This is a genomic window from Providencia sp. 21OH12SH02B-Prov, from assembly GCF_027362595.1.
Classification (GTDB): domain Bacteria; phylum Pseudomonadota; class Gammaproteobacteria; order Enterobacterales; family Enterobacteriaceae; genus Providencia; species Providencia zhejiangensis.
The window spans coordinates 304073-324200 of sequence record NZ_CP114796.1 but is presented as its reverse complement, the minus strand read 5'-3'; the positions used below and the strand labels follow the sequence as shown (position 1 = coordinate 324200).

General features: G+C 42.6%; 17 protein-coding genes and 4 tRNA genes. 6 read left to right on the top strand and 15 right to left on the bottom strand.

The genetic code is table 11. From position 1 onward, the window contains the following. Positions 1 to 61: 61 nt before the first annotated feature. On the bottom strand, positions 62 to 886 hold the full coding sequence (dapF, locus tag O7C57_RS01530) for a diaminopimelate epimerase (protein ID WP_163863267.1): 825 nt from the start codon (positions 884 to 886) through the stop codon (positions 62 to 64). 21 nt (positions 887 to 907) lie between these two features. Beyond that, the gene (lptM, locus tag O7C57_RS01525) at positions 908 to 1096 is read right to left on the bottom strand and encodes an LPS translocon maturation chaperone LptM (RefSeq protein ID WP_154622902.1); all 189 of its coding nucleotides are present in this window, start codon (positions 1094 to 1096) and stop codon (positions 908 to 910) included. Between the two features lie 273 nt (positions 1097 to 1369). Here lptM and cyaY point away from each other — a divergent pair, with 273 nt between their 5' ends. Then, a complete protein-coding gene (gene cyaY / locus O7C57_RS01520) occupies positions 1370 to 1687 on the top strand; it encodes an iron donor protein CyaY (protein ID WP_269723522.1) in 318 nt (105 codons plus the stop codon). An 18-nt stretch (positions 1688 to 1705) separates the two neighbouring features. Here the strand turns inward: cyaY and O7C57_RS01515 are convergent, their stop codons facing one another. Beyond that, positions 1706 to 4279 (bottom strand): class I adenylate cyclase, encoded by a 2574-nt coding sequence (locus tag O7C57_RS01515; protein WP_163863272.1) that lies wholly within the window; start codon positions 4277 to 4279, stop codon positions 1706 to 1708. Between the two features lie 722 nt (positions 4280 to 5001). Between O7C57_RS01515 and hemC the strand changes: the two genes are divergently transcribed. From hemC to O7C57_RS01490, 5 genes are all read left to right on the top strand, one after another. Continuing rightward, positions 5002 to 5946, top strand: coding sequence for a hydroxymethylbilane synthase (gene hemC / locus O7C57_RS01510; protein WP_154622904.1), 945 nt, complete (start codon positions 5002 to 5004; stop codon positions 5944 to 5946). Then, positions 5943 to 6698, top strand: a complete 756-nt coding sequence (locus tag O7C57_RS01505; RefSeq protein ID WP_154622905.1) for a uroporphyrinogen-III synthase — start codon at positions 5943 to 5945, stop codon at positions 6696 to 6698. The genes hemC and O7C57_RS01505 overlap by 4 nt, the downstream gene beginning before the upstream one ends. A gap of 3 nt (positions 6699 to 6701) precedes the next feature. After that, entirely contained in the window at positions 6702 to 7928 is a 1227-nt protein-coding gene (gene hemX / locus O7C57_RS01500; protein ID WP_247047183.1) for a uroporphyrinogen-III C-methyltransferase, read from the top strand. A 2-nt stretch (positions 7929 to 7930) separates the two neighbouring features. Further along, positions 7931 to 9124, top strand: a complete 1194-nt coding sequence (hemY, locus tag O7C57_RS01495; RefSeq protein WP_163863276.1) for a protoheme IX biogenesis protein HemY — start codon at positions 7931 to 7933, stop codon at positions 9122 to 9124. Between the two features lie 329 nt (positions 9125 to 9453). Next, entirely contained in the window at positions 9454 to 9681 is a 228-nt protein-coding gene (locus O7C57_RS01490; RefSeq protein ID WP_154622326.1) for a hypothetical protein, read from the top strand. A 995-nt stretch (positions 9682 to 10676) separates the two neighbouring features. Here O7C57_RS01490 and O7C57_RS01485 read toward each other — a convergent pair. The 12 genes from O7C57_RS01485 to rfbA all read right to left on the bottom strand — a co-directional run bounded on the left by O7C57_RS01485 (position 10677) and on the right by rfbA (position 20124). Then, positions 10677 to 10753, bottom strand: a tRNA-Pro gene (locus O7C57_RS01485). A gap of 30 nt (positions 10754 to 10783) precedes the next feature. Then, a tRNA-Leu gene (locus O7C57_RS01480) sits at positions 10784 to 10869 on the bottom strand. 15 nt (positions 10870 to 10884) lie between these two features. Further along, positions 10885 to 10960 (bottom strand) — tRNA-His (locus tag O7C57_RS01475). Between the two features lie 81 nt (positions 10961 to 11041). Then, positions 11042 to 11118: transfer RNA gene (locus O7C57_RS01470), tRNA-Arg, on the bottom strand. Positions 11119 to 11287: 169 nt separating this feature from the next. Beyond that, positions 11288 to 12676, bottom strand: coding sequence for a bifunctional threonine/serine APC transporter ThrP (thrP, locus tag O7C57_RS01465; RefSeq protein WP_154624230.1), 1389 nt, complete (start codon positions 12674 to 12676; stop codon positions 11288 to 11290). Between the two features lie 303 nt (positions 12677 to 12979). Then, entirely contained in the window at positions 12980 to 13717 is a 738-nt protein-coding gene (gene wecG, locus O7C57_RS01460) for a lipopolysaccharide N-acetylmannosaminouronosyltransferase (RefSeq protein ID WP_154624229.1), read from the bottom strand. A gap of 9 nt (positions 13718 to 13726) precedes the next feature. Next, the gene (gene wzyE / locus O7C57_RS01455) at positions 13727 to 15082 is read right to left on the bottom strand and encodes an ECA oligosaccharide polymerase (RefSeq protein ID WP_154624228.1); all 1356 of its coding nucleotides are present in this window, start codon (positions 15080 to 15082) and stop codon (positions 13727 to 13729) included. Next, positions 15079 to 16161 (bottom strand): TDP-N-acetylfucosamine:lipid II N-acetylfucosaminyltransferase, encoded by a 1083-nt coding sequence (locus O7C57_RS01450; RefSeq protein ID WP_269723521.1) that lies wholly within the window; start codon positions 16159 to 16161, stop codon positions 15079 to 15081. The genes wzyE and O7C57_RS01450 overlap by 4 nt, the downstream gene beginning before the upstream one ends. Beyond that, complete coding sequence (gene wzxE / locus O7C57_RS01445) at positions 16158 to 17408, bottom strand: lipid III flippase WzxE (RefSeq protein ID WP_163863280.1); 1251 nt, start codon at positions 17406 to 17408, stop codon at positions 16158 to 16160. Before wzxE ends, O7C57_RS01450 begins: the two co-directional genes overlap by 4 nt. Beyond that, positions 17408 to 18538: a dTDP-4-amino-4,6-dideoxygalactose transaminase gene (rffA, locus tag O7C57_RS01440; protein ID WP_154624225.1), complete on the bottom strand. Its 1131-nt coding sequence runs from the start codon at positions 18536 to 18538 to the stop codon at positions 17408 to 17410. The genes wzxE and rffA overlap by 1 nt, the downstream gene beginning before the upstream one ends. After that, positions 18525 to 19265 carry a dTDP-4-amino-4,6-dideoxy-D-galactose acyltransferase gene (rffC, locus tag O7C57_RS01435; RefSeq protein ID WP_163863282.1) on the bottom strand — a complete coding sequence of 247 codons (741 nt, stop codon included), beginning with the start codon at positions 19263 to 19265 and terminating at the stop codon, positions 18525 to 18527. The genes rffA and rffC overlap by 14 nt, the downstream gene beginning before the upstream one ends. Next, a complete protein-coding gene (rfbA, locus tag O7C57_RS01430) occupies positions 19243 to 20124 on the bottom strand; it encodes a glucose-1-phosphate thymidylyltransferase RfbA (RefSeq protein WP_154624224.1) in 882 nt (293 codons plus the stop codon). The genes rffC and rfbA overlap by 23 nt, the downstream gene beginning before the upstream one ends. Between the last annotated feature and the right edge of the window lie 4 nt (positions 20125 to 20128).

The following is a 20128-nucleotide window of genomic DNA, read 5'->3' as shown; positions in this document are numbered from 1 at the left end:
ACGCCAACGCGTACAGCCAATAACGCTGTCACTTGCAATTTCTTGAGTCGCGAAATAAAGCTTAAAGTTGTAGTACCCCATCATAAACATGACTCGCAGGCCCTGTCATATATAATGGATGGCCAGGCCCTTCCCAACTAATATCAAGGGATCCTCCTGGCAAGTCAACTTTCACTCGATTTGATAATAACCCTTGCTGGATACCGATTGCCACCGCGGCACAAGCACCGCTACCGCATGCCTGCGTTTCTCCCGCTCCACGTTCAAACACACGTAAGCTGATATGGTTCGCATTGATTATTTCCATGAAACCGACATTAACGCGTTCTGGAAACCGTTCATGGCTCTCAAGAACAGGGCCTAAAATTTCCACTTCAGCTGTTTTTACACTTTCAACCTGAATAACACAGTGAGGATTTCCCATCGAAACCACACCACATAATACTGTACGTTCTAACGCTCTAATAATATAGGTTTTTTCTGCTTTGATAGCGCGAAAAGGTATTTTCTGAGGTTCAAATTCAGGTTCCCCCATATTCACGCAAACATCGTCATTTTCATTGATCGTCAATGTCATGCGACCTGCTTGAGTACTGACTTTAATTTTTTGTTTATTTGTCAGCCCTTTTAAACGTACGAAACGTGCAAAACAGCGAGCACCATTGCCACATTGTGCAACTTCACTTCCATCTGCATTGAAGATACGATAATGAAAATCTAAATCAGGATCATAAGGCGCCTCAACTAACAACAGTTGGTCAAAGCCAACCCCTGTATGCCTATCCGCAAGGCGGCTAATCAGCTCAGGAGAAAAATAAACATTCTGAGTGACGCCGTCGACGACCATGAAATCATTACCTAAGCCATGCATTTTAGAAAATTGCATAATCCGCTCCATCGCAGCAGCTTATTGTTGATTTGAAGACGGCGCTCGTGAATCTGCCGCGGTACTATTTTGAGCCTTAGGTTCAACATCTTCAGTTTGTGATGCTGAAGCCTGTTCTTCTGGTGGAAAATAGAGAGGGCCTTTTAAGCCACAACCAGAAAGAGTCAACAACATAATAAACGCAGAGAGTCCAACTAAACTTTTTTTCATTATATTTCGCCTGTAAAACTAACTTTTGACGTCTGAATAGGGTTAACAGATTAACAGGGCAGCCTAAGCAAATCACTATTGTTCATCAATTGTATCGTGATTTTATTCCCTACCCACAATAGCATAATGCTTAAAAGAACAGTCACCAACAAATGTTTTAGTATTCTCAAAAGAAAGTTACCCTGCGTCCTCCCTTTTCGTCGATTGACCCTCACTGATATTCACACCTATAATTTCTATTAGTAAATTATTTAAGCTGATAGGAAATTAACCGTGAATGACAGTGAATTTCACCAACTTGCCGATCAAATGATGGCTTCTATTGAACAACATTTGGACAATTATGACGGTGATGCGGATATTGATTGTGAAACGAATGGTGGTGTCATGACGCTCAGTTTTGAAGGTGGCAGCAAAATCATTATCAATCGACAAGAGCCTTTCCACCAAATTTGGCTCGCCACGAAACACGGCGGCTATCACTACGACTATAAAGATAATGAGTGGGTATGCGATCGTTCAGGGCAACGATTCACGGAGATGCTCGCACAAGCTATTAGCGCGCAAAGCGGTGAGCCTTTTACGTTTTAGTATTAACGATTCGTCCGCTCAATAATGATGGGCTTGATGATGCGGTGAAGTATCAAAATGCCCAGCATTCATTAATTCATCCTGCTCTTCAATATCGAAAGGCCAAGTTCCGCCTGAAAAGGGTATCACTTGGCTTTTGCCTTTATGAGTCACAATTTGATAGAACTGAGGCAAATTAAAATTAATAAAATTAGCACCGTACGTAAAACGGTCATGAGACGATGAATAGAAACGGCTAACGTCTCGTACTAAGTCTTCTTTGGAACCCTCACAGTGAGAATAAATTTCCACTCGGTTGGCTTCATCTAAAACATAAATGTTAAAGCCTGTGTTATCTGCGGTATTTTCAAAGAAAAACTGTACGATACCCTCACTTGCATAACCGTCAACAACGGCGGGTAAATGGTTATTTTCTTTGGCGTTTAATTTGACAGGCCAACCATGTAATTTATTGTGAGAAATGGCCCCATAGAACTCAACCGCATTTTCCAGTTTCTGAACTGAAACATTTAACCGTTCAAAGAATAAGCCCCATGTTTGCCCAGCAATCCGTAACGCTTTGAAACGACCGGGGTCATTGCGATTACTTGATAAACGCAAGTCAATACACTCTGAAACCAACTGTTGTACACGTGTTCTCACTAGGCCACGTAAATGCTCACAATAGCAGAAGACTTCCACCGCATCTGGCGGCGCAGCATCTTGATGCATTTTACCTAAAATGGTTTTGAGTGCCTCTAACATGCATTGTTCGCCGCTAAAGTGAAGTGTTCTCACTTCATTCCAAGAGTTGCGATACAGCAGATCAATACTACCAATTAGGCAACGTTGTTCTTCACCAAAACTAAACACGTCTAGCTTTCTGAAATCAAAATGTACCACTTGGTCTGAATAAACTTGTGTCGGATCTTTTTCTAAATTGACGATAATGGCTAAGTGGCGGATTTCACAAGGACTATACAAGGCTTTTGGCGTTGGGGCCGGTAAGCGAATCGGAAAATGCCCCGAAACGTCATGCATCAATTCAAGTAACTTCTTCTCATCACATTGAGACTGACCATGATGCATATACACCTGAGTATTTTCAGTCAGTAATCCGTTAAAGTAAGCCCAAGCGACCAGTTTATTCAAATAACGGTTATATTCGAGCGGTTGATGACCAATAATGGTGTCAATATGTGGTGCTTGGTTATACAAATACCAACCGCTACGATTCGCGCGGCCAGAAGGAACATAAATAAACGTAAGATGTGGCTCACTGAGGTCTGGAGAGATTTGCGGGTTAACAAGTGTCACTTTACCCGGTAGCGCTTCAAAAGCAGCATATAACTTACGGGTTAATACGCCAATATCTTGTGGGCTAGCACTAACACTTAAATTATTACGACGAGCAAAGCGGATCAGGTTACGGTAACTTTGCATCATCGTGTCGAGTAACTCATTATGGGCTTCACGAACACGCTCAATTTTCCATTGATTGCGCAAATCTAACATCTCTAAACGTTCAGCACCCCACCCCCATGATTCAACTAACTGTGAAAGTACATCACGGCGCCAGCCAGAACATTCATCTTCAGTATCTTTGGAGAGTTTTTCACAGACTTTGAGGTAGAAACAACGACGAATTAAATCAAGGCGAGTAGTATCATTAATTTCGATTAAATAGCGGGTAACACGCTCTAACATTAAACAATAAGAATCTAAACCGTAACAAACTATCTCGCCAGCGTGGAGATGGCGTTTAAATTCTAATGCGAGTAATTTGCCTTTTGGATAATCCCACGAATAAGATTCTAATAGTAAGCTTTTTAAAACCGCTTTATAAGGTGAGTCGACACTTTTATATAATTGCCACAAACTTGCACCAAAGTATTCAGCGGCAGACAGTTCGCCCAATCCACCGAGGTCTAGCCATTCATTTGGCGTTAATACCCCCTGAGCATAAAGCGACATCACATATTCATCATAATGATGTTCTTCTTCGACGGGTACCATGGTCCATAACAGCCTTTTACCCGCCATACGTACCGCGGTACGGTAGAATTCATCAAGCAATAAAATATGTTGTGTTGAACCGCAATCTTCTCCGCCAATATGGCCACTCGCATGGTGTCTAAAACGATTTTCATCGATCAAAAAAACCGTCACATCAATGCCAAGAGAAGCCGCCCACTGTTCGATTAATGTGCATTTTTTCTGTAATAGGCGCTTTTCTTCACTATCCAACCAAGAGGGATGACAAACCCAAATATCAATATCTGAACATTGGCTTTGACCTATCGATGATGTACTCCCCATGGAATAAATGCCTGTGATAGGAAGTTCACCATTCGCTTTATCTGCTGAGGGAAGATATTTTTCAAATTGCGACAACCATGTTTGTTGGTCATCATCAGGCGTGAAGAAACACACACCATGAGGGACGTTTCCTTCAATATAGCCAGGCATCATTGGGTGATGATAATGAAATAAGACAGGCAGCAGACTGTAAACCTTACAGAAGGTTTCATCCATTGACGCTGTCGCACGATCTAACCGAAGTTGGTTTATCGCATCAAGTCTCTGTTTTAGAGTTTCAATATAGAGATACAAGGGATACGCCTGGCTGAATGAACTTAACGACAAATCTGGGAATACCCAGCACCCAATAAAGAGAAATATCTACTCGTCATACTTCAAGTTGCAGCGCTACTAACGATGCTGACTTGCGCTAGTTACCTGGTTTTTACAACGCCTAGCGACTTATCGACCTGCCGCCTAGCGACATCTCGCGTTAATTAAAAGTAAGTTTAAATTTATTTTCAAATGAATTGTCGGAAACGTGATCAATTTAACACCTTGCGGCAAAAGGGTAAAGTAGATCACATAATTTTATCTGTGTATTTTTGATACAAATTAATTTTCAACATATTGTATAAAAAGGCTTTTTATTTTTTATAGCGACTGAATATCCCTTGTTTATCAATGGAATAATAACAAATCATCTGATTGCTCAAAAAAAACACACCAAGCATCCATCACAAACGTATTTCGCATTAGGCCTGTGCTTGAACGCTTCACCACTAAATTGACTTAAATTGAAATTTGTTTACGACTTTAACCGCACAAATAGCTAAACAATCCTTTGCATTACTTTCTTTTTTTGATGATTTATGTCGCAGCAACCTTATCAAAAAGAGACGCTTTCTATTAATAAGGCAATTAATGAATCGTTAGCTTTAGCGTCGTTAACTGGAAAATCCATCGCTAAAATGTTAAAACTAGGGATAATTGTATGGTTAATCTATGGCCTTTATGCCTGAGAAAGCAACGAAATGACTTCAATAAATATCGTCCGTATTGCAACACGTAAAAGCCCTTTAGCTATGTGGCAAGCACACTTTGTTAAAGAGAAGCTCGAACAACTACACCCCGGTTTGCAGGTTGAACTGGTACCGATGGTGACTAAAGGCGATATTATTTTAGATACTCCCTTAGCTAAAGTAGGTGGAAAAGGTCTATTTGTTAAAGAATTAGAGTTAGCTTTACTGGAAAAACGCGCAGACATCGCAGTGCATTCAATGAAGGATGTTCCCGTTGAATTTCCAGAAGGGCTCGGTTTAGTCACGATCTGTGAGCGTGAAGACCCACGTGACGCTTTTGTGTCTAATCACTTTGACAGCCTTGAGGCTCTACCTAGCGGTAGCATAGTGGGAACGTCCAGTTTACGCCGCCAATGCCAAATACGAGAACTACGCCCAGACCTCATTATCCGCGATCTACGCGGAAACGTGGGAACTCGGCTCTCGAAACTGGATAATGGCGAATACGATGCCATAATTTTGGCCGTCGCGGGGCTGAAACGGTTAGGTTTAGAAGCGCGAATTCGTACTGCATTAGCGCCTGAACAATCCTTACCAGCCGTGGGACAAGGTGCGGTGGGTATTGAGTGCCGCTTAGAGGATGAGCGTACTCGTCAACTACTCGAAAAACTTAACCACGATGAAACAGCCATCTGTGTTCTCGCGGAACGTGCTATGAATATGCGCCTTGAAGGCGGTTGCCAAGTACCTATTGGGAGCTATGCGATTTGGCAAAATAACCAAATTTGGCTACGTGCTTTAGTGGGGGCGCCAGATGGTAGCCAAGTCATTCGTGGCGAGCGTTTAATCGCCCCAGAACAAGCAAAACAAGCAGGGATCTCTCTTGCTGAGGAATTACTCGATAAAGGCGCCCGCGAAATTCTCTCTGTGGTTTACCAAGGGAATCCACCGGCATGAAAGTACTAGTCACGCGGCCTGAGCCAGCTGGTTGCGAACTCATCGCAGCAATCAAAGCAAAGGGAGGCGATGCTTTCGCTTCCCCGCTCATTAGTATTGCGCCGGGTGCTGAATTAAATTTACTGGGATCACGCCTTCAGCAGCTTGATCAACACGATTTAGTCTTTCTTTTATCTAAAAATGCGGTCTGGTATGCACATTTAACCCTTAAACAAGCAGGACGCAACTGGTCAGATAAGTTATCCTACTATGGGATAGGTCGTTCAACCGGCCAGTATTTTGAGGCGTTAACAGGTCGCACTATCCGTTGGCCAGAGCACGGAGAGACCAGTGAAGCATTACTTAGCCTTCCTGAATTGCAATTTCTTGAAGGTAAACGTGCACTTCTATTACGCGGAAACGGAGGAAGGGAGCTCCTAGCCTCAACATTACGTTCCAGAGGTGCAGAGGTTGAGTATTGTGAATGTTATGCGAGACACCCTGTTTTATACGATAAAACAGAGTTTAATCAACAATGGGTTAATGCAAATATTACTGATATTGTGATCAGTAGTGGTCAAATGTTAGCCTTACTCAATCAATTAATCGCTGAAAATACCAAAGCATGGTGGTTCAATCGCCGCTTATTAGTTGTCAGCGAACGGATTGCAGACCAAGCCCGCCAAAATGGTTGGAAAAAGGTCTGTGTGGCAAATAGCGCAGAAAATAATGCTTTATTGGACGCCTTATTTTCAACCGACATGGGATGCTAATTTATGACGGAACAAAATAATTCTACCGAAACGGTTAATAATGAAACTGTCGCGGAAACCCCAAAAAACCGCCAACCTAAGCCGTCTTCGGAGCAAAAACGTTCTGGTCTCATCGGTAGTGCCATCGCTATCGCAATTATCATCGCCATTGGTGGTGGTATTTATTATTTTACTCAACAAAGTAATGCGCAACTCGTGAATGAAAATAACGAATTGAAGCAACAGTTGAATGATTTAGCCGAACAGCAAAAAGTTGACCGCCAGCGCTTGGATGCGCTGTTCGCCTCACAGTCAGAAATCAAAACACAGACTCGTGAATATGAAGAGCAGCTCAACCGTCATATGCAAGAGCTACAGGCACATGTTAATACGCTCTCAAGCTCAGATGTTAAAAGTTGGTTGCTGGCACAGGCTGATTTTATGGTCAAAATGGCAGGAAGAAAATTATGGAATGATCACGACCCAGTCACGGCCGCGGTACTCTTAAAAAGTGCGGATTCTAGTCTTGCTGAAATGAATGACCCTAGCCTGCTTGATATCCGTAAAGCCATTAAAAATGATATTGCTAGCTTAGCGGCGATCAATCAAGTCGATTATGACGGTATTATTCTTCGTTTGAATCAATTGAGTAATGAAGTCGATAACTTGCGCCTCAATGAGATTAACAGCGGTGATGTGAAAGCTGAAGATGAAGGAGAAGTCTCCAGCGATATCGCGGATTGGAAGCAAAATCTATCACGGAGTTGGAAAAACTTTACTAATGATTTTATCACCGTACGTGCTCGTGACGGTTCAGAAGCCCCATTATTGGCCCCAAATCAAGATATCTATCTACGTGAAAACATTCGTTCTCAATTGTTGATCGCTGCACAAGCGGTGCCTCGATATCAAGAAGAAACCTATAAACAGTCACTCGAACAAGTTTCTACTTGGGTTCGTGCTTATTTTGATGTTAACGCTCCGGCAACAAAAGCCTTCTTAGCTGAAGTTGATGATTTAATAAATCAACCGATCGCGACTGAGATGCCTGATGCTTTAGAAAGCCAACCTAAACTTGAAAAAGTAATGCAAACACGCGTTCGTAATCTGTTGGCACAGTCAGAAGAAGTGGCTAATACGCCTGCTGAAGCTGCACCAACAGAAGAAAAACAGCCTGAAAAAGCGGTCGCAAAACCTGAAGATTCAGAGGCAGCACCTCTTGATGCACCAGCCAATGAGCAGAAGGGGTAATTATGATTAAAGTACTGATCCTTTTTATTGTGCTTATCGCTGGTATTATCTTAGGCCCTCTCTTAGCGGGCCACCAAGGTTATGTTTTCATCCGTACAGATGATTATGATATCACCACCAGTGTCACTAACTTAGTGCTGTGCTTTGTGTTGCTCCAGTTTGTCCTGCTGTTCCTTGGCTGGTGTTACCGTCGTTTTATTAGCACCACTTCACGAACTAAAGGCTGGGTCAGTGGGCGTAAATACCATAAAGCGCACTCACAAACACAAAAAGCCTTACTCAAACTTGCCGAAGGCGATTTCGACCAAGTTGAAAAACTGATGAGTAAACACGCGGATTTTTCTCAGCAGCCAGTGATTAACTATTTACTTGCCGCTGAAGCGGCACAACAGCGTGGAGATGAGCATCGAACTCATCAATACCTCAATAGAGCCGCCGAAGTTGCCGGCAACGACCAACTTCCCGTCGATATCAGCCGTGTTCGTATTCAATTGGCTGAAGGCGAAGTGTATGCGGCTCGAACGGGGGTCGATAAACTTCTCGATCAAGCACCCCGCCACCCTGAAGTACTACGTCTTGCTGAACAAGCCTACTTACGTTCAGGGGCTTATCAGGCACTGATTGAACTGCTACCGATTATGGCGAAAACACAACTTCATAACGAAGATGAGTTAGAGGCATTAAAACTGAAAGCTTATAAGGGCTTGATGAATCAATGTATGGCTGAAAATGGTAGTGAAGGCTTGAAACAGTGGTGGAAAGCTCAGCCACGAAAAATCCGTCATGAAACGGCTTTACAGTCCTTCTTAGCTGAACATTTGATTGAATGTGATGATATCGAAAGTGCTGAAAAAATTGTGATTGATGGTTTGAAACAGCAATATGATGAGCGCTTATTACTCCTCGCACCAAGACTCCGTAGCGATAAACCAGAACAGCTTGAGAAAGTATTAAAGCAACTGGTTAAGCAGTCAGGAGCAACACCATTACTCAATAGTACAATGGGGCAAATCGCATTACAGCATGCGCAATGGGAACACGCAGAGACTTATTTCAAAGCCGCATTAGCGCAACGTTTTGATGCTCATGATGCCGCTTGGTTAGCCGATGCCCTCGATAAACTGCACAAAGCAGAGGAAGCCGCTAAAATACGTCAAGAAGCCTTACTGCATTCACTCAAAAAAGAACGTTCTTAAAAACTATTTTGAAATATATAAACGAAAAACTCCACTTTATAAGTGGAGTTTTTTTATCCGCTATTTTTATTCTAAATACCATCATATTTAATCAAACATTTTTATCACTCATAATATGATTAACAGTATTAGCCTAATTAAACTTATTTAAATACATTATATTGACGGCTGTTATCAGTCGCCATGATATTTAAAAAGCACAAATTAGACTGAAAAACGCCTAATTGTTGTATAACATCAAACAAAATAACGGTTGTTCTGTAATATACCATTTACATAGTGTATAAATAATACATTGTTTTTGATTTAATCGAACTCAGGACATCTACATGAATGTAATTAAAACTATTTGGCGCTGGATCATTTCAACCCCGAATCGACTACAAGTATTTTTCGACCTGCTACTTTTAATTCTGTCACCTTTTGTTTTTATCTCTATCATTGGTTTCGATACTGTTGATCTAAATAAAGACGTTTTCATCATTACATTTATTATTTTGTGTTATACCTACCTCACTCGCTGGTTCAGCAAGTGGTTTTGTAATCGCAAAAATTAATGTCATACAAATGAATTTCTGATTTCCTTCCGTAACAGCATCATGCTGTACAGAGGGAAATCGCTCTAGTCGATGAGTTCATATAAAAAAAAACACCTGCCAGCAAGGCAGGTGTAAATATACAATCAGGTCTACAGACGGATGGTGCCTCACTCAACGTTTCGTCCACGGGTTGATGAGAAGAGGATTAGCTCTTGTTCATCTATATTGGACAATAGGCACCGATAATCGGCTTTGCATCATTCCTGGGTTTATGAAGCATTGCTGTCATAATAAGTGGAATGAGCATCTACACAATAGATAATGCAGAATGCGTGCCAACTTTTTTTGAATGGCCTTTTTTCTTTCTATTATCCCATTTCATCGGAAAAAACACGCCTAACGCAATCCTAGCAGTTTTTTATATAGTGCCATTTTCCCCCTGCCTTACATGAGGCTGTGTGAGCATCCTTTTTTAACAACAAAGCTGTCTCAATTCAGAGACATCAAAATCACCTGGATAATTTACTATTAAAAATCAATGTATTATATGTCTCCATTTGGCGACACTGAGATACTGGTTTGTATCTATTTTGCGACACAGACGAATAGATAGAAAAAATAACAAATATAAACAGTCTATTAGCTATGATTTTCTTCATAAAGCCCTCAGTCGCATTTGTTCTAACAGATAACCAGTCAATGAGTATATCGGGAACCATAAACGGTCATTCTTAACGCACAGACATTTAAATACGTTCAGTCATGCTTACCGTTTATTTGGCACTTGAAGCTGACGTTGGAGTTAATGTCGAAGGTGTGGGTTTTGAGTTTTGGGTTTTGGGTTTTGGGTTTTGGGTTTTGGGTTTTGGGGTTTGGGGTTTGGGGTTTGAATAATGATTGATAATTGATGATTGGTATACCCGTGCCAAAGGTAGCTCGTACCAATGAATAAGCTGATTTTGCGCGCTTCTAAATGCAAAAACCCCGCTGATTAAAGCGGGGTTCTTTAAATTTGGTCGGCGAGAGAGGATTCGAACCTCCGACCCACTGGTCCCAAACCAGTTGCGCTACCAAGCTGCGCTACTCGCCGATAGGGTATATCTACTTTACATTCTTTTCGTGGTGCGAAAGGGGGGACTTGAACCCCCACGTCCTGAGGACACTAACACCTGAAGCTAGCGCGTCTACCAATTCCGCCACCCTCGCAATGTCACAAAAGAATGGGGTGGCTAATGGGACTCGAACCCACGACAACTGGAATCACAATCCAGGGCTCTACCAACTGAGCTATAGCCACCATAACTTCACTTTATTCAAAGCGTTGCTATTATACTACATACAACTTTGTTTTGCCAACCGTAGCAGCACGCTAATTTAATGGCGCGCCCGACAGGATTCGAACCTGAGACCTCTGCCTCCGGAGGGCAGCGCTCTATCCAGCTGAGCTACGGGCGCTTAACGCCGTTGCGGGTGTGGATAGTACGGATTTAATGAGGTTCTGTCTAGTCCTTTTTTCAATAAAATTTTCGATTGCTTGCCTTTTGCGCATTTCGTCGATAAAGAGAGCATTTTTTCTCTCTTTATCGCGATATTGGTCAATCAACAGCGTGATGATGATAGCGAATTAGCACTGACTCTTCGCGCGGTTACGTGTGCGCAGTAAGAAATAAAGCGCAGAAACCGTCAATAAAAAGATCGCACCAACAATTAACGACAAGCGGGTATCAGGGTTAATCGCCATGCCGACTATCACGCAAGCTAAAAACAGTAACGTTGCGTAGTTCACCCATGGAAACAGAATCGATTTAAACGGATGTCCAACAATCTTGTCTTGGTTCTGCTGCCGAAAACGCAGTTGACTGGTCAATATCACTAACCAAGGCACCATGCCAGGTAAAACACTCGCGCTGTACACATAAACAAAAACTTGTTCAGGGTTAGGAATGATATAGTTTAGGCTCGAACCTACCAATAAGCATAAGATAGTCAAGCCAACACAGCGCGCTGGTACGCCATTACGTGTCAGTTTTAATAGTGAGGCGGGGAGTTGTCTATTTTGGGCTAACGCATATAACATACGGCCACCACTGTACATACCGCTATTACAGCCTGATAGCGCCGCAGTCAGCACCACAAAATTTATCACCGCCGCCGCTGACGCGATACCTACCTTAGCAAAGGTCAATACAAACGGGCTACCTTGTTGCCCAACGTCCGTCCATGGAAACAGCGTAACAACAATGAAAATAGCGCCAACATAAAAAATTAAAATACGCCATAAGATATTATTGATCGCTTTTTTCAATGTCACCTGTGGATTTTTCGCTTCACCCGCGGTGATCCCGACTAATTCGACGCCCTGATAAGAAGCAACTACGATACACAAAGCAAATAAAAAACCTTTCCAGCCACCCGCAAAGAACCCGCCATGATCCGTCAAATTCGCAAGGCCAATCGGTTCAAAATTATTGCCAATGCCTAAAAAAATGAGACTCAACCCAATCAGTATCATAACCACAATCGTGGTGACTTTTATCATAGCAAACCAAAACTCTAGCTCTCCATAGAGCCTAACTGCCGCAAGGTTTGCAAGTGCAACGGAAACCACCGCGATCAACGCAAATATCCATTGAGGGACGTCTGGGAACCAATACTCAGCATAGACACCTATTGCCGTAATTTCAGAGATACCGACAGCAACCCACATAAACCAATAGCCCCATGCCGTTAAGCAGCCCCAAAATGGGCTTAAGTACTTATAGCCGAAGGAGGCAAAAGAACCTGTTACTGGCTCAACAAATAACATTTCGCCCATTGAGCGCATGATAAAAAACACAAAAATACCGGCAATAATGTAAGCGAGCAAAACCGATGGCCCTGCCCATTTTAATGTGCTGGCTGAGCCCATAAATAGGCCAACACCAATTGTTCCACCTAGCGCAATAAGCTCGATATGCCGCGCTTCTAAGCCTCGTTGCAATCCTTGAGGTCGTTCTTGTTGTGAGCTTTCCATTCATTCCCCCTGTCGTTACCCAAAAAACAAATCACGACTTATGAGTATTTATAGTAATAAGTATGATTTTATCTTCATAAAACGACTATTTTAATAGCCGAAAAACATGATATAAGCATTAAACTAAGCTAAAAGCCCATGCATTGCATATATTTTTGATGGATTATAAAAATAATTGAGAGAAGAGGCCAGAAGTAACGTTTTTGTTATTACAAAGATAAAATAGCAGTTAGTCTGATATTTTTGATAAGAACGATGAGAAAACGCGCCACGGCATCTTATACCATGGCGCGTGAAGGCTCTTTAAAGCTTACCACCATAGTAATAAGCTAAAAATTTTAATAATTTAAATTGTCGTTTAATACGTGTGGGTTGTGCTAGCAGGCGATACAGCCACTCTAACCCAAGGTTTTGCCATATTTTGGGCGCCCGCTTCACATGACCGGTGAAAACATCATAAGTACCACCGACCCCCATATACAATGCCTCAGGGTAAACTTTACGGCAATCGCGCATGAAAATTTCTTGTTTTGGCGACCCCATCGCAACTGTCACAATCTTCGCGCCGCTGGCTCGGATACGCTCAAACAGAGCATCTCGGTCTTCTGCTGTAAAATAACCATTTTGTGAACCAACAATATTCACATTCCATTGAGAACGTAATTTTTCTTCTGTTTGTTCAAGAATTTCAGGTTTGCCTCCGACTAAGAAAACCGGCGTTCCTTCCCTCCCTGCTCGCTCCATTAACGCCTCCCAAAGGTCAGCGCCTGCAACACGAGAAACTTGAGCCTGTGGATATTTACGGCGAATAGCGCGCACAATACTAATACCATCCGCATATAGGTATTCGGCTTGGCCAAGCAAGGTGTTTAATGCCGCATCTTTTTCCGCTGTCATGACTTTTTCAGCGTTGATTGCAACCAGAGTCCCTGACTGAGTCTCGCCATCAGCAAACAGATGATCCAGAAAATGTGCCATATCTTTAAACCCCCAAATTTGGTGGCCTCTGATACTATATTGCGGAATAGATTGCTGTTCCATAATGCTCCTTTAGCGGTCTTCGCGACGTTGGCTTCTTAGATAAGAAGATGCTTTTGCCCGAATAAGCCCCGCACTTTCAAATAACCAGTACAGTAATTTCGCCAAAATCAAACAAAGTCCGAAAATCAGGCAGAAAAAGACCACTCGTGACACAAAAGAATCGACGCCTTCACGTGCCAAAACAATCATGTTAAAAATGGCACCAAAACAAAACGCTTGCATAATTGCAGCTTTATAGCGGTTTGACTCTTTCAGACTCATACCATAAATCCAGTCAAACCATTTGATAATTAACCCAACGACAATTGCCCCTAAAGGGATAAATAGCACACCGCCCATCACGACTAATGAGCCGATGAGAGTCGGAGAAATGGCTAATCCAGAATGGTTATTAAGGACTTCCCAAGTAAAGTAATTAGCTGAGTTCAGTACGGTATCAGGCCTATCTGGCCATACCCACGATGGGATAAACACATAAAAATCACGTGCAATCGGTGCCAGCCCTTGAAACTCAATCTTGTCGTAGTAACTCAATAACAAGGCAAGGTTTTCCCAAGGCGAAAATGTGTCTCGGGTTAAATACAAGAAGGTGTAGAAAGCTTCGGCACCACTCACGTCCAAACCATAGCGTTTTAGCGCTAACCAGAACATGCCGACAATACTTGCAACCCCTGCCGCAACTAGCATCCATAGCGTGATCCACCCTCTTACGATACCAATAAATAAGAATAGTGCGAACGCGATGATGATATTTGCACGAGTTCCGCCCACGATGACATAGGTTAAAAAACCAAATGCCACAGTACTGACAAGAAAGAAGACCCAACGTTTCTGGGATGGGCGTAGGAAGTAAACAATCAGCATTGCAGGAATAAAGAAGTAGAAAAAACGCTTTAATGCAACGCCTGAAACCTGACTGGAGAATATCTGACTATATGATTGAAGCTTAAATAATAAAAAGCCATTCTGTAAGAAGAAAATACCCACTGTCACGACGGCAACAGCTATCAGCAATAAACAGGTTAAGTGAGTCTCAACTTTATTCATCGTGAACAGTGGCCGCTTAGCGACAGTGGCGCTTTTTGTTAGGCGTGTTTTATAGGCTACATAATAGATGGCATAAAAACTTGTCGCTGCAAGCTGCGCATACAATAAGTACTCCGCAGGCACGACTGCCACATCAAACTGAAACACCAATGCACACGTCAATGGAAAACCAAAATAAAACGTCAATAAATACAGTAATGAAAAGAAAATATTAAAATTGAAGCGCACACGTCTGAACTCTTTATAGAGTAACGTGCCCATAAAAATGATGGAAATCAGGTAGACAAGCGATAAGCCGCCTAACTCGGCTAAGGTCATGCTTTCTCCTCCGCAATACCTAAGATTTTTTTCCAACCATCGGTAAAGTTAGGCGCGAAAAAGTCAATATGTTGCTTATCCAGCAACGCCATCTGGCGCTGTGCTTCATCAACTAATTCCAACGATAGCTCATCCCCATAGAAGAATACTGGGACATTCTGTGCCGTCAAATCTTGCCAAAATGTATTTTGTCGACTGATGACAAATGGGACCCCAAATTGAATCAGCAGACACACCGTTCCCACACCTTGTTGGCGATTAAAAATAAAATAGCCTAAGTCACAGGTTTTCAATAAATTCAGGTAATCCGTAAATTCCATACGTTCTTTTAAAATATTCACCTGACCCGCCGCAAACAGTGTTTGTGCGGTTTCTTCGACCTGTTGGATATAAGCTTGGTTATTTGCAGGGTAACCCATAGGCACGATAATACTGACCTGCTCACCAAATTGCTGTTTAATCGCTCTCAGCGCCTCTGTGTGACGATTTGATCGATCACCTGAGTTACCTAATAGTATTGTCAATGTATCGCCCTGACGTGCTGGACGTTCACTTAGCGTGAGTGCAGGGTCCATGCGTGTTGGGAAATACAATACCGATGCAGGGACTTTAGGGTTAAATTGCTGAAAGTAACACAAGTCACCTCGGGTCGCGCAAACATGCCCTACCTTCTTTTGTGCTAAACGACGTAATACATAAAACAATTTGAATTTTATCGAATTAGACTCTTCGTAGAGATCTGCACCCCAAATATGCCACCAAAATTGGTGTGATTTAATTTTGCCAAACAGCAAAGCGAGCCAAATAGGTGCATTAAATTGGCCATGGAAGAAAAAACGTTCTCTTCGGTTGGATGTTGCTCGACGAATCACCGCATCTGCGATCGCCTTTTTGCTGTCAAAGACTTCGATATCCAACTCGGGATAAGCATTGGCCATCTGATCATCGAGGCTCACCACCATAAAATGGGGTTTCTGTGACACTGCTTTTTCTTTACAGATCATATTATTAAAAAACGTCAGCACCGTTTGATTATGGTGAGGGAGATCAGATCCCAGTACATGTATTAAGGTTGTCATACTCGCCTACGGTAAATCAAAAATACACAACAACAGAGGAGAAAATACACGATATATGTTGCCATATAGGCTTGTGTTGCCCCTATCGCACCATGCATAGGTATCAACCAATGGGAAAAGCCCATTAAGAGGATAAACTGGCTCACCTCAGTTAAAATATAAAAACGTAATGCCGCCTTCGCAATCACCAGATAGCCAAAGACATAAGCGCCAACTTTCAGTACATCCCCTACTAATTGCCATGCAAATAAATCGCGCATGCCATTAAATTTTTCGGAGAACAGTAGCCAAATTGCGAAATCGCGTAATAGCCACACCATAAAGCTTGCAACGGCAACAGCAGGTAATACAAATTTTAGCGTCTTAATGATCTCCGCAGAGATGTCATTCTTGTGTTGTAATCGAGAAAGTGTAGGCAGCAAATACACGGAAAATGTTGCAGTGATAAACTGCAAATAAGCATCCGAAATAGTGCTAACTCCCGTCCATAGACCTACGTCATCCCAGCTATATTTTGCAGCCAACAAGTTTCGCATCATGACATAGGCGACAGGTAAAGTGACCGACGTAATTAACGCCATAATGGTAAATTTACCTAAGTTGGTGGCAATCGCCTTATTCCAAGCCGGTTTCAACATCGATAATGCAAACCGCTTACGGCGAACAATCATCCCGATAGCAGGTAAAACCACTAACGCCGGAACCAAAGCTAATCCGACTAATGCCCCTTCATAACCACCGAACGTATAGCATAAATAATAGGCAACAACACCAATTATGCTACCAAAAATAATGGATTGTGCATTACCCGACGCATCCCGATATCCCTTGAGGATCGCCAAAAAATAGTTAGCGTAGGCAATGCCCATCTGAATCAAGGCAACAGCTTGAATGACCGATTGATACTCCCGACTATCAAAGAGCGCTTCACTGATCGGGGCACTAAAAAATAGAAATACCAGCGCCAATAACGTCGAAAAACCAAGAATAAGTGTTGAAGAGGTCCCTAATACCGCGCGCAATTTTTCAGGGTCTTCATGGTGTTCCGCAATATATTTGGTCACCCCATTAAAAATACCCGCGCCCGATAATACCCCTAACACAGTGATTAACTGGCGGAAGTTTCCCGCCAGTCCTACCCCACTGGGGCCAAATGTGACTGCTAATAACTTAACAATAAGCAGGCCTGCCCCGATTTTTATCAAGGTAGACCCCGCAGTCCAAACCGATGCTCTAGCTAACGACATTAGGCAAAAAACGCCTTAATTTTTGTGATAACCGTTTGCTGTTCCTCATCTGTCATGTTGTAGAACATTGGCAGACGTACTAAACGGTCACTCTCACTTGTTGTATAACGGTCTTCGCCATCGAAACGCCCAAATTTCTCTCCAGCAGGGCTGGTATGTAACGCAACATAGTGGAATACCGTTAAAATGTCATTTGACTTCATATAGTCATTGAAAGCAGTACGCTCTTCGACATCCTTCAACTTGATATAAAACATATGTGCATTATGTTTTAATCCTTCCGGTACGATAGGTAATGCTAACTGGCCTGCCTGTGCTAAAGGTGCTAGAGCATCATAATAACGCTGCCATAACAACAGACGACGGTCATTAATCTTGTCTGCTTCCTCAAGCTGAGCCCATAAATAAGCCGCCTGTAAATCAGACAACAAATAGCTGGAGCCGATATCGCGCCACGTATATTTATCAACTTGCCCACGGAAAAATTGGCTACGGTTAGTCCCTTTTTCACGAATAATTTCAGCACGGTTAATCAGAGACTTATCATTCACTAACGTGGCGCCACCTTCACCACCAGAAGAGTAGTTTTTCGTTTCGTGGAAACTGTAAGCGCCAATATGGCCAATCGTTCCGAGTGCACGACCTTTATAAGTCGACATCACCCCTTGAGCCGCATCTTCAATCACAAATAAGTTATGTTTTTGGGCTATTGCCATGATGGTATCCATTTCACAGGCTACGCCCGCATAATGAACAGGAACAATTGCACGAGTACGTTCAGTAATGGCAGCTTCGATTTTGGTTTCATCAATATTCATTGTATCTGGACGAATATCGACAAAAACAATGGTTGCCCCTCTCAGTACAAACGCATTAGAAGTAGACACAAAAGTAAAGCTTGGCATGATCACTTCATCACCAGGCTGAATATTAATCAGGATTGCCGCCATTTCTAATGACGCTGTGCAAGAAGGTGTTAGCTGGACTTTAGGGCAATTAAAACGCTTTTCCATCCACTCTTCACAACGTTTTGTAAAACCACCGTCACCACACAGCTTGCCGCTTTCCATGGCTTGCTTCATATATGCTAATTCTGTTCCTACAACGGGTGGCTTATTAAATGGAATCATGTTGTCCCCTATATAACCAATATGCAGTGCTAGCAACTGCCGCACCACTACGTGAATAAAGATTCAATGCCGCAATATTGCTTATTTGAGTGGCCACATTTAACTGTCTTTTTTTGTGCTGCTCACACCAAACAACAGCTGCTGACATCAATTTACGACCAACTCCCTGCCCATGAGCATTCGGCATAACAGCGAGTAGGCCTATACGTGCTGTGTCATCATCAAGGTGCCTTAAACTAACGAAACCTAAAATATCTCCTGCCACATTTTTGACTAATAAACAGGTATGATCGAAAGTGCCTAAGACTGCTTTTTCTATCCACAATGCATAAAAGCGTCCACTATCACCTTCACGATACCAAGGCGTTCGAAAGCGGCTTTGGCTAAAAACCTGCTCCGCTACCTGACGCAATACAGGTATATCTTCAGTAACCGCGGGTTCAATGCGCACTTTTTTCCGTAAATCACTATTCAAGTAAGCATTTTCTATGCCAACAGTCAGCGCAAAATCGACTTCCCCTTCAACCAAAGAGAAACCAAGCCGCCTTAATTCATCTAAGCGCTCTGTTTCATTAGCCCGTATTTTGGCTTGAGTTATCGCATAGTCATCTAATTGGCTTGCAAGGATCATCTCTGCCTGAGGAGCAGTGAAGTCTAGCTTTGCTGTTGAGAGTCCGAAAAACTCAGACTCCCATGATAAATAATCAATATTGGCGCGGACGGACACGGAGTAGATCCTCTAAATACTGACCATACCCTGTCTTACTGAGTTGTTTAGCTGACATTTTGACTTGCTCGTCAGTTAACCAACCATTACGCCATGCGATTTCTTCTAGACAGGCAACCTTAAAACCTTGACGTTTTTCAACAGTTTGAACAAAAGTACCCGCTTCTATCAGGCTATCGTGAGTACCTGTATCTAACCAAGCGAAACCTCGGCCTAATAACTCTACGTTCAACTCACCTTTATCGAGATACATCTGGTTGATTGAGGTAATTTCCAACTCACCGCGTTCAGATGGTTTCACCTGCTTTGCAAAATCAACCACTTGGTGATCATAAAAATAAAGCCCAGTGACTGCCCAGTTAGACAGTGGCTTTTTCGGTTTCTCTTCAATCGATAGCACTTTGAAATCGTCATCAAATTCTACGACACCAAAACGCTCAGGATCCATGACCTGATAACCGAATACCGTGGCACCTTGGGTTCTCGCCGCAACGGATTTCAGTTTTGGGCTAAACGAGTGCCCAAAGAAAATGTTATCGCCTAACACTAAACAGCATGCATCACCATTTATAAACTCTTCACCGATGATAAAGGCTTGAGCCAAGCCATCAGGAGAGGGTTGTTCAGCATAGCTCAGCTCGATACCAAATTCATGACCATCACCCAGCAAGCGTTTAAACATCGGCAAATCTTCAGGCGTAGAAATGATCAATATTTCACGGATCCCTGCCAGCATTAGCACTGACAATGGATAATAAATCATTGGCTTATCATAGATGGGTAACAACTGCTTCGAGATGCCTCGCGTAATAGGATGTAAACGAGTTCCCGAACCACCAGCAAGTATAATACCTTTCATGATC

What these genes read in the sequence shown, in the direction of transcription:
- rfbA (WP_154624224.1), bottom strand. Translation starts at nt 20,124, where the DNA reads ATGAAAGGTATTATACTTGCTGGTGGTTCGGGAACTCGTTTACATCCT.
- lptM (WP_154622902.1), bottom strand. Translation starts at nt 1,096, where the DNA reads ATGAAAAAAAGTTTAGTTGGACTCTCTGCGTTTATTATGTTGTTGACT.
- thrP (WP_154624230.1), bottom strand. Translation starts at nt 12,676, where the DNA reads ATGGAAAGCTCACAACAAGAACGACCTCAAGGATTGCAACGAGGCTTA.
- rffA (WP_154624225.1), bottom strand. Translation starts at nt 18,538, where the DNA reads ATGATTCCATTTAATAAGCCACCCGTTGTAGGAACAGAATTAGCATAT.
- hemX (WP_247047183.1), top strand. Translation starts at nt 6,702, where the DNA reads ATGACGGAACAAAATAATTCTACCGAAACGGTTAATAATGAAACTGTC.
- O7C57_RS01450 (WP_269723521.1), bottom strand. Translation starts at nt 16,161, where the DNA reads ATGACAACCTTAATACATGTACTGGGATCTGATCTCCCTCACCATAAT.
- wzxE (WP_163863280.1), bottom strand. Translation starts at nt 17,408, where the DNA reads ATGTCGTTAGCTAGAGCATCGGTTTGGACTGCGGGGTCTACCTTGATA.
- hemY (WP_163863276.1), top strand. Translation starts at nt 7,931, where the DNA reads ATGATTAAAGTACTGATCCTTTTTATTGTGCTTATCGCTGGTATTATC.
- wecG (WP_154624229.1), bottom strand. Translation starts at nt 13,717, where the DNA reads ATGGAACAGCAATCTATTCCGCAATATAGTATCAGAGGCCACCAAATT.
- wzyE (WP_154624228.1), bottom strand. Translation starts at nt 15,082, where the DNA reads ATGACCTTAGCCGAGTTAGGCGGCTTATCGCTTGTCTACCTGATTTCC.
- O7C57_RS01505 (WP_154622905.1), top strand. Translation starts at nt 5,943, where the DNA reads ATGAAAGTACTAGTCACGCGGCCTGAGCCAGCTGGTTGCGAACTCATC.
- dapF (WP_163863267.1), bottom strand. Translation starts at nt 886, where the DNA reads ATGCAATTTTCTAAAATGCATGGCTTAGGTAATGATTTCATGGTCGTC.
- O7C57_RS01490 (WP_154622326.1), top strand. Translation starts at nt 9,454, where the DNA reads ATGAATGTAATTAAAACTATTTGGCGCTGGATCATTTCAACCCCGAAT.
- hemC (WP_154622904.1), top strand. Translation starts at nt 5,002, where the DNA reads ATGACTTCAATAAATATCGTCCGTATTGCAACACGTAAAAGCCCTTTA.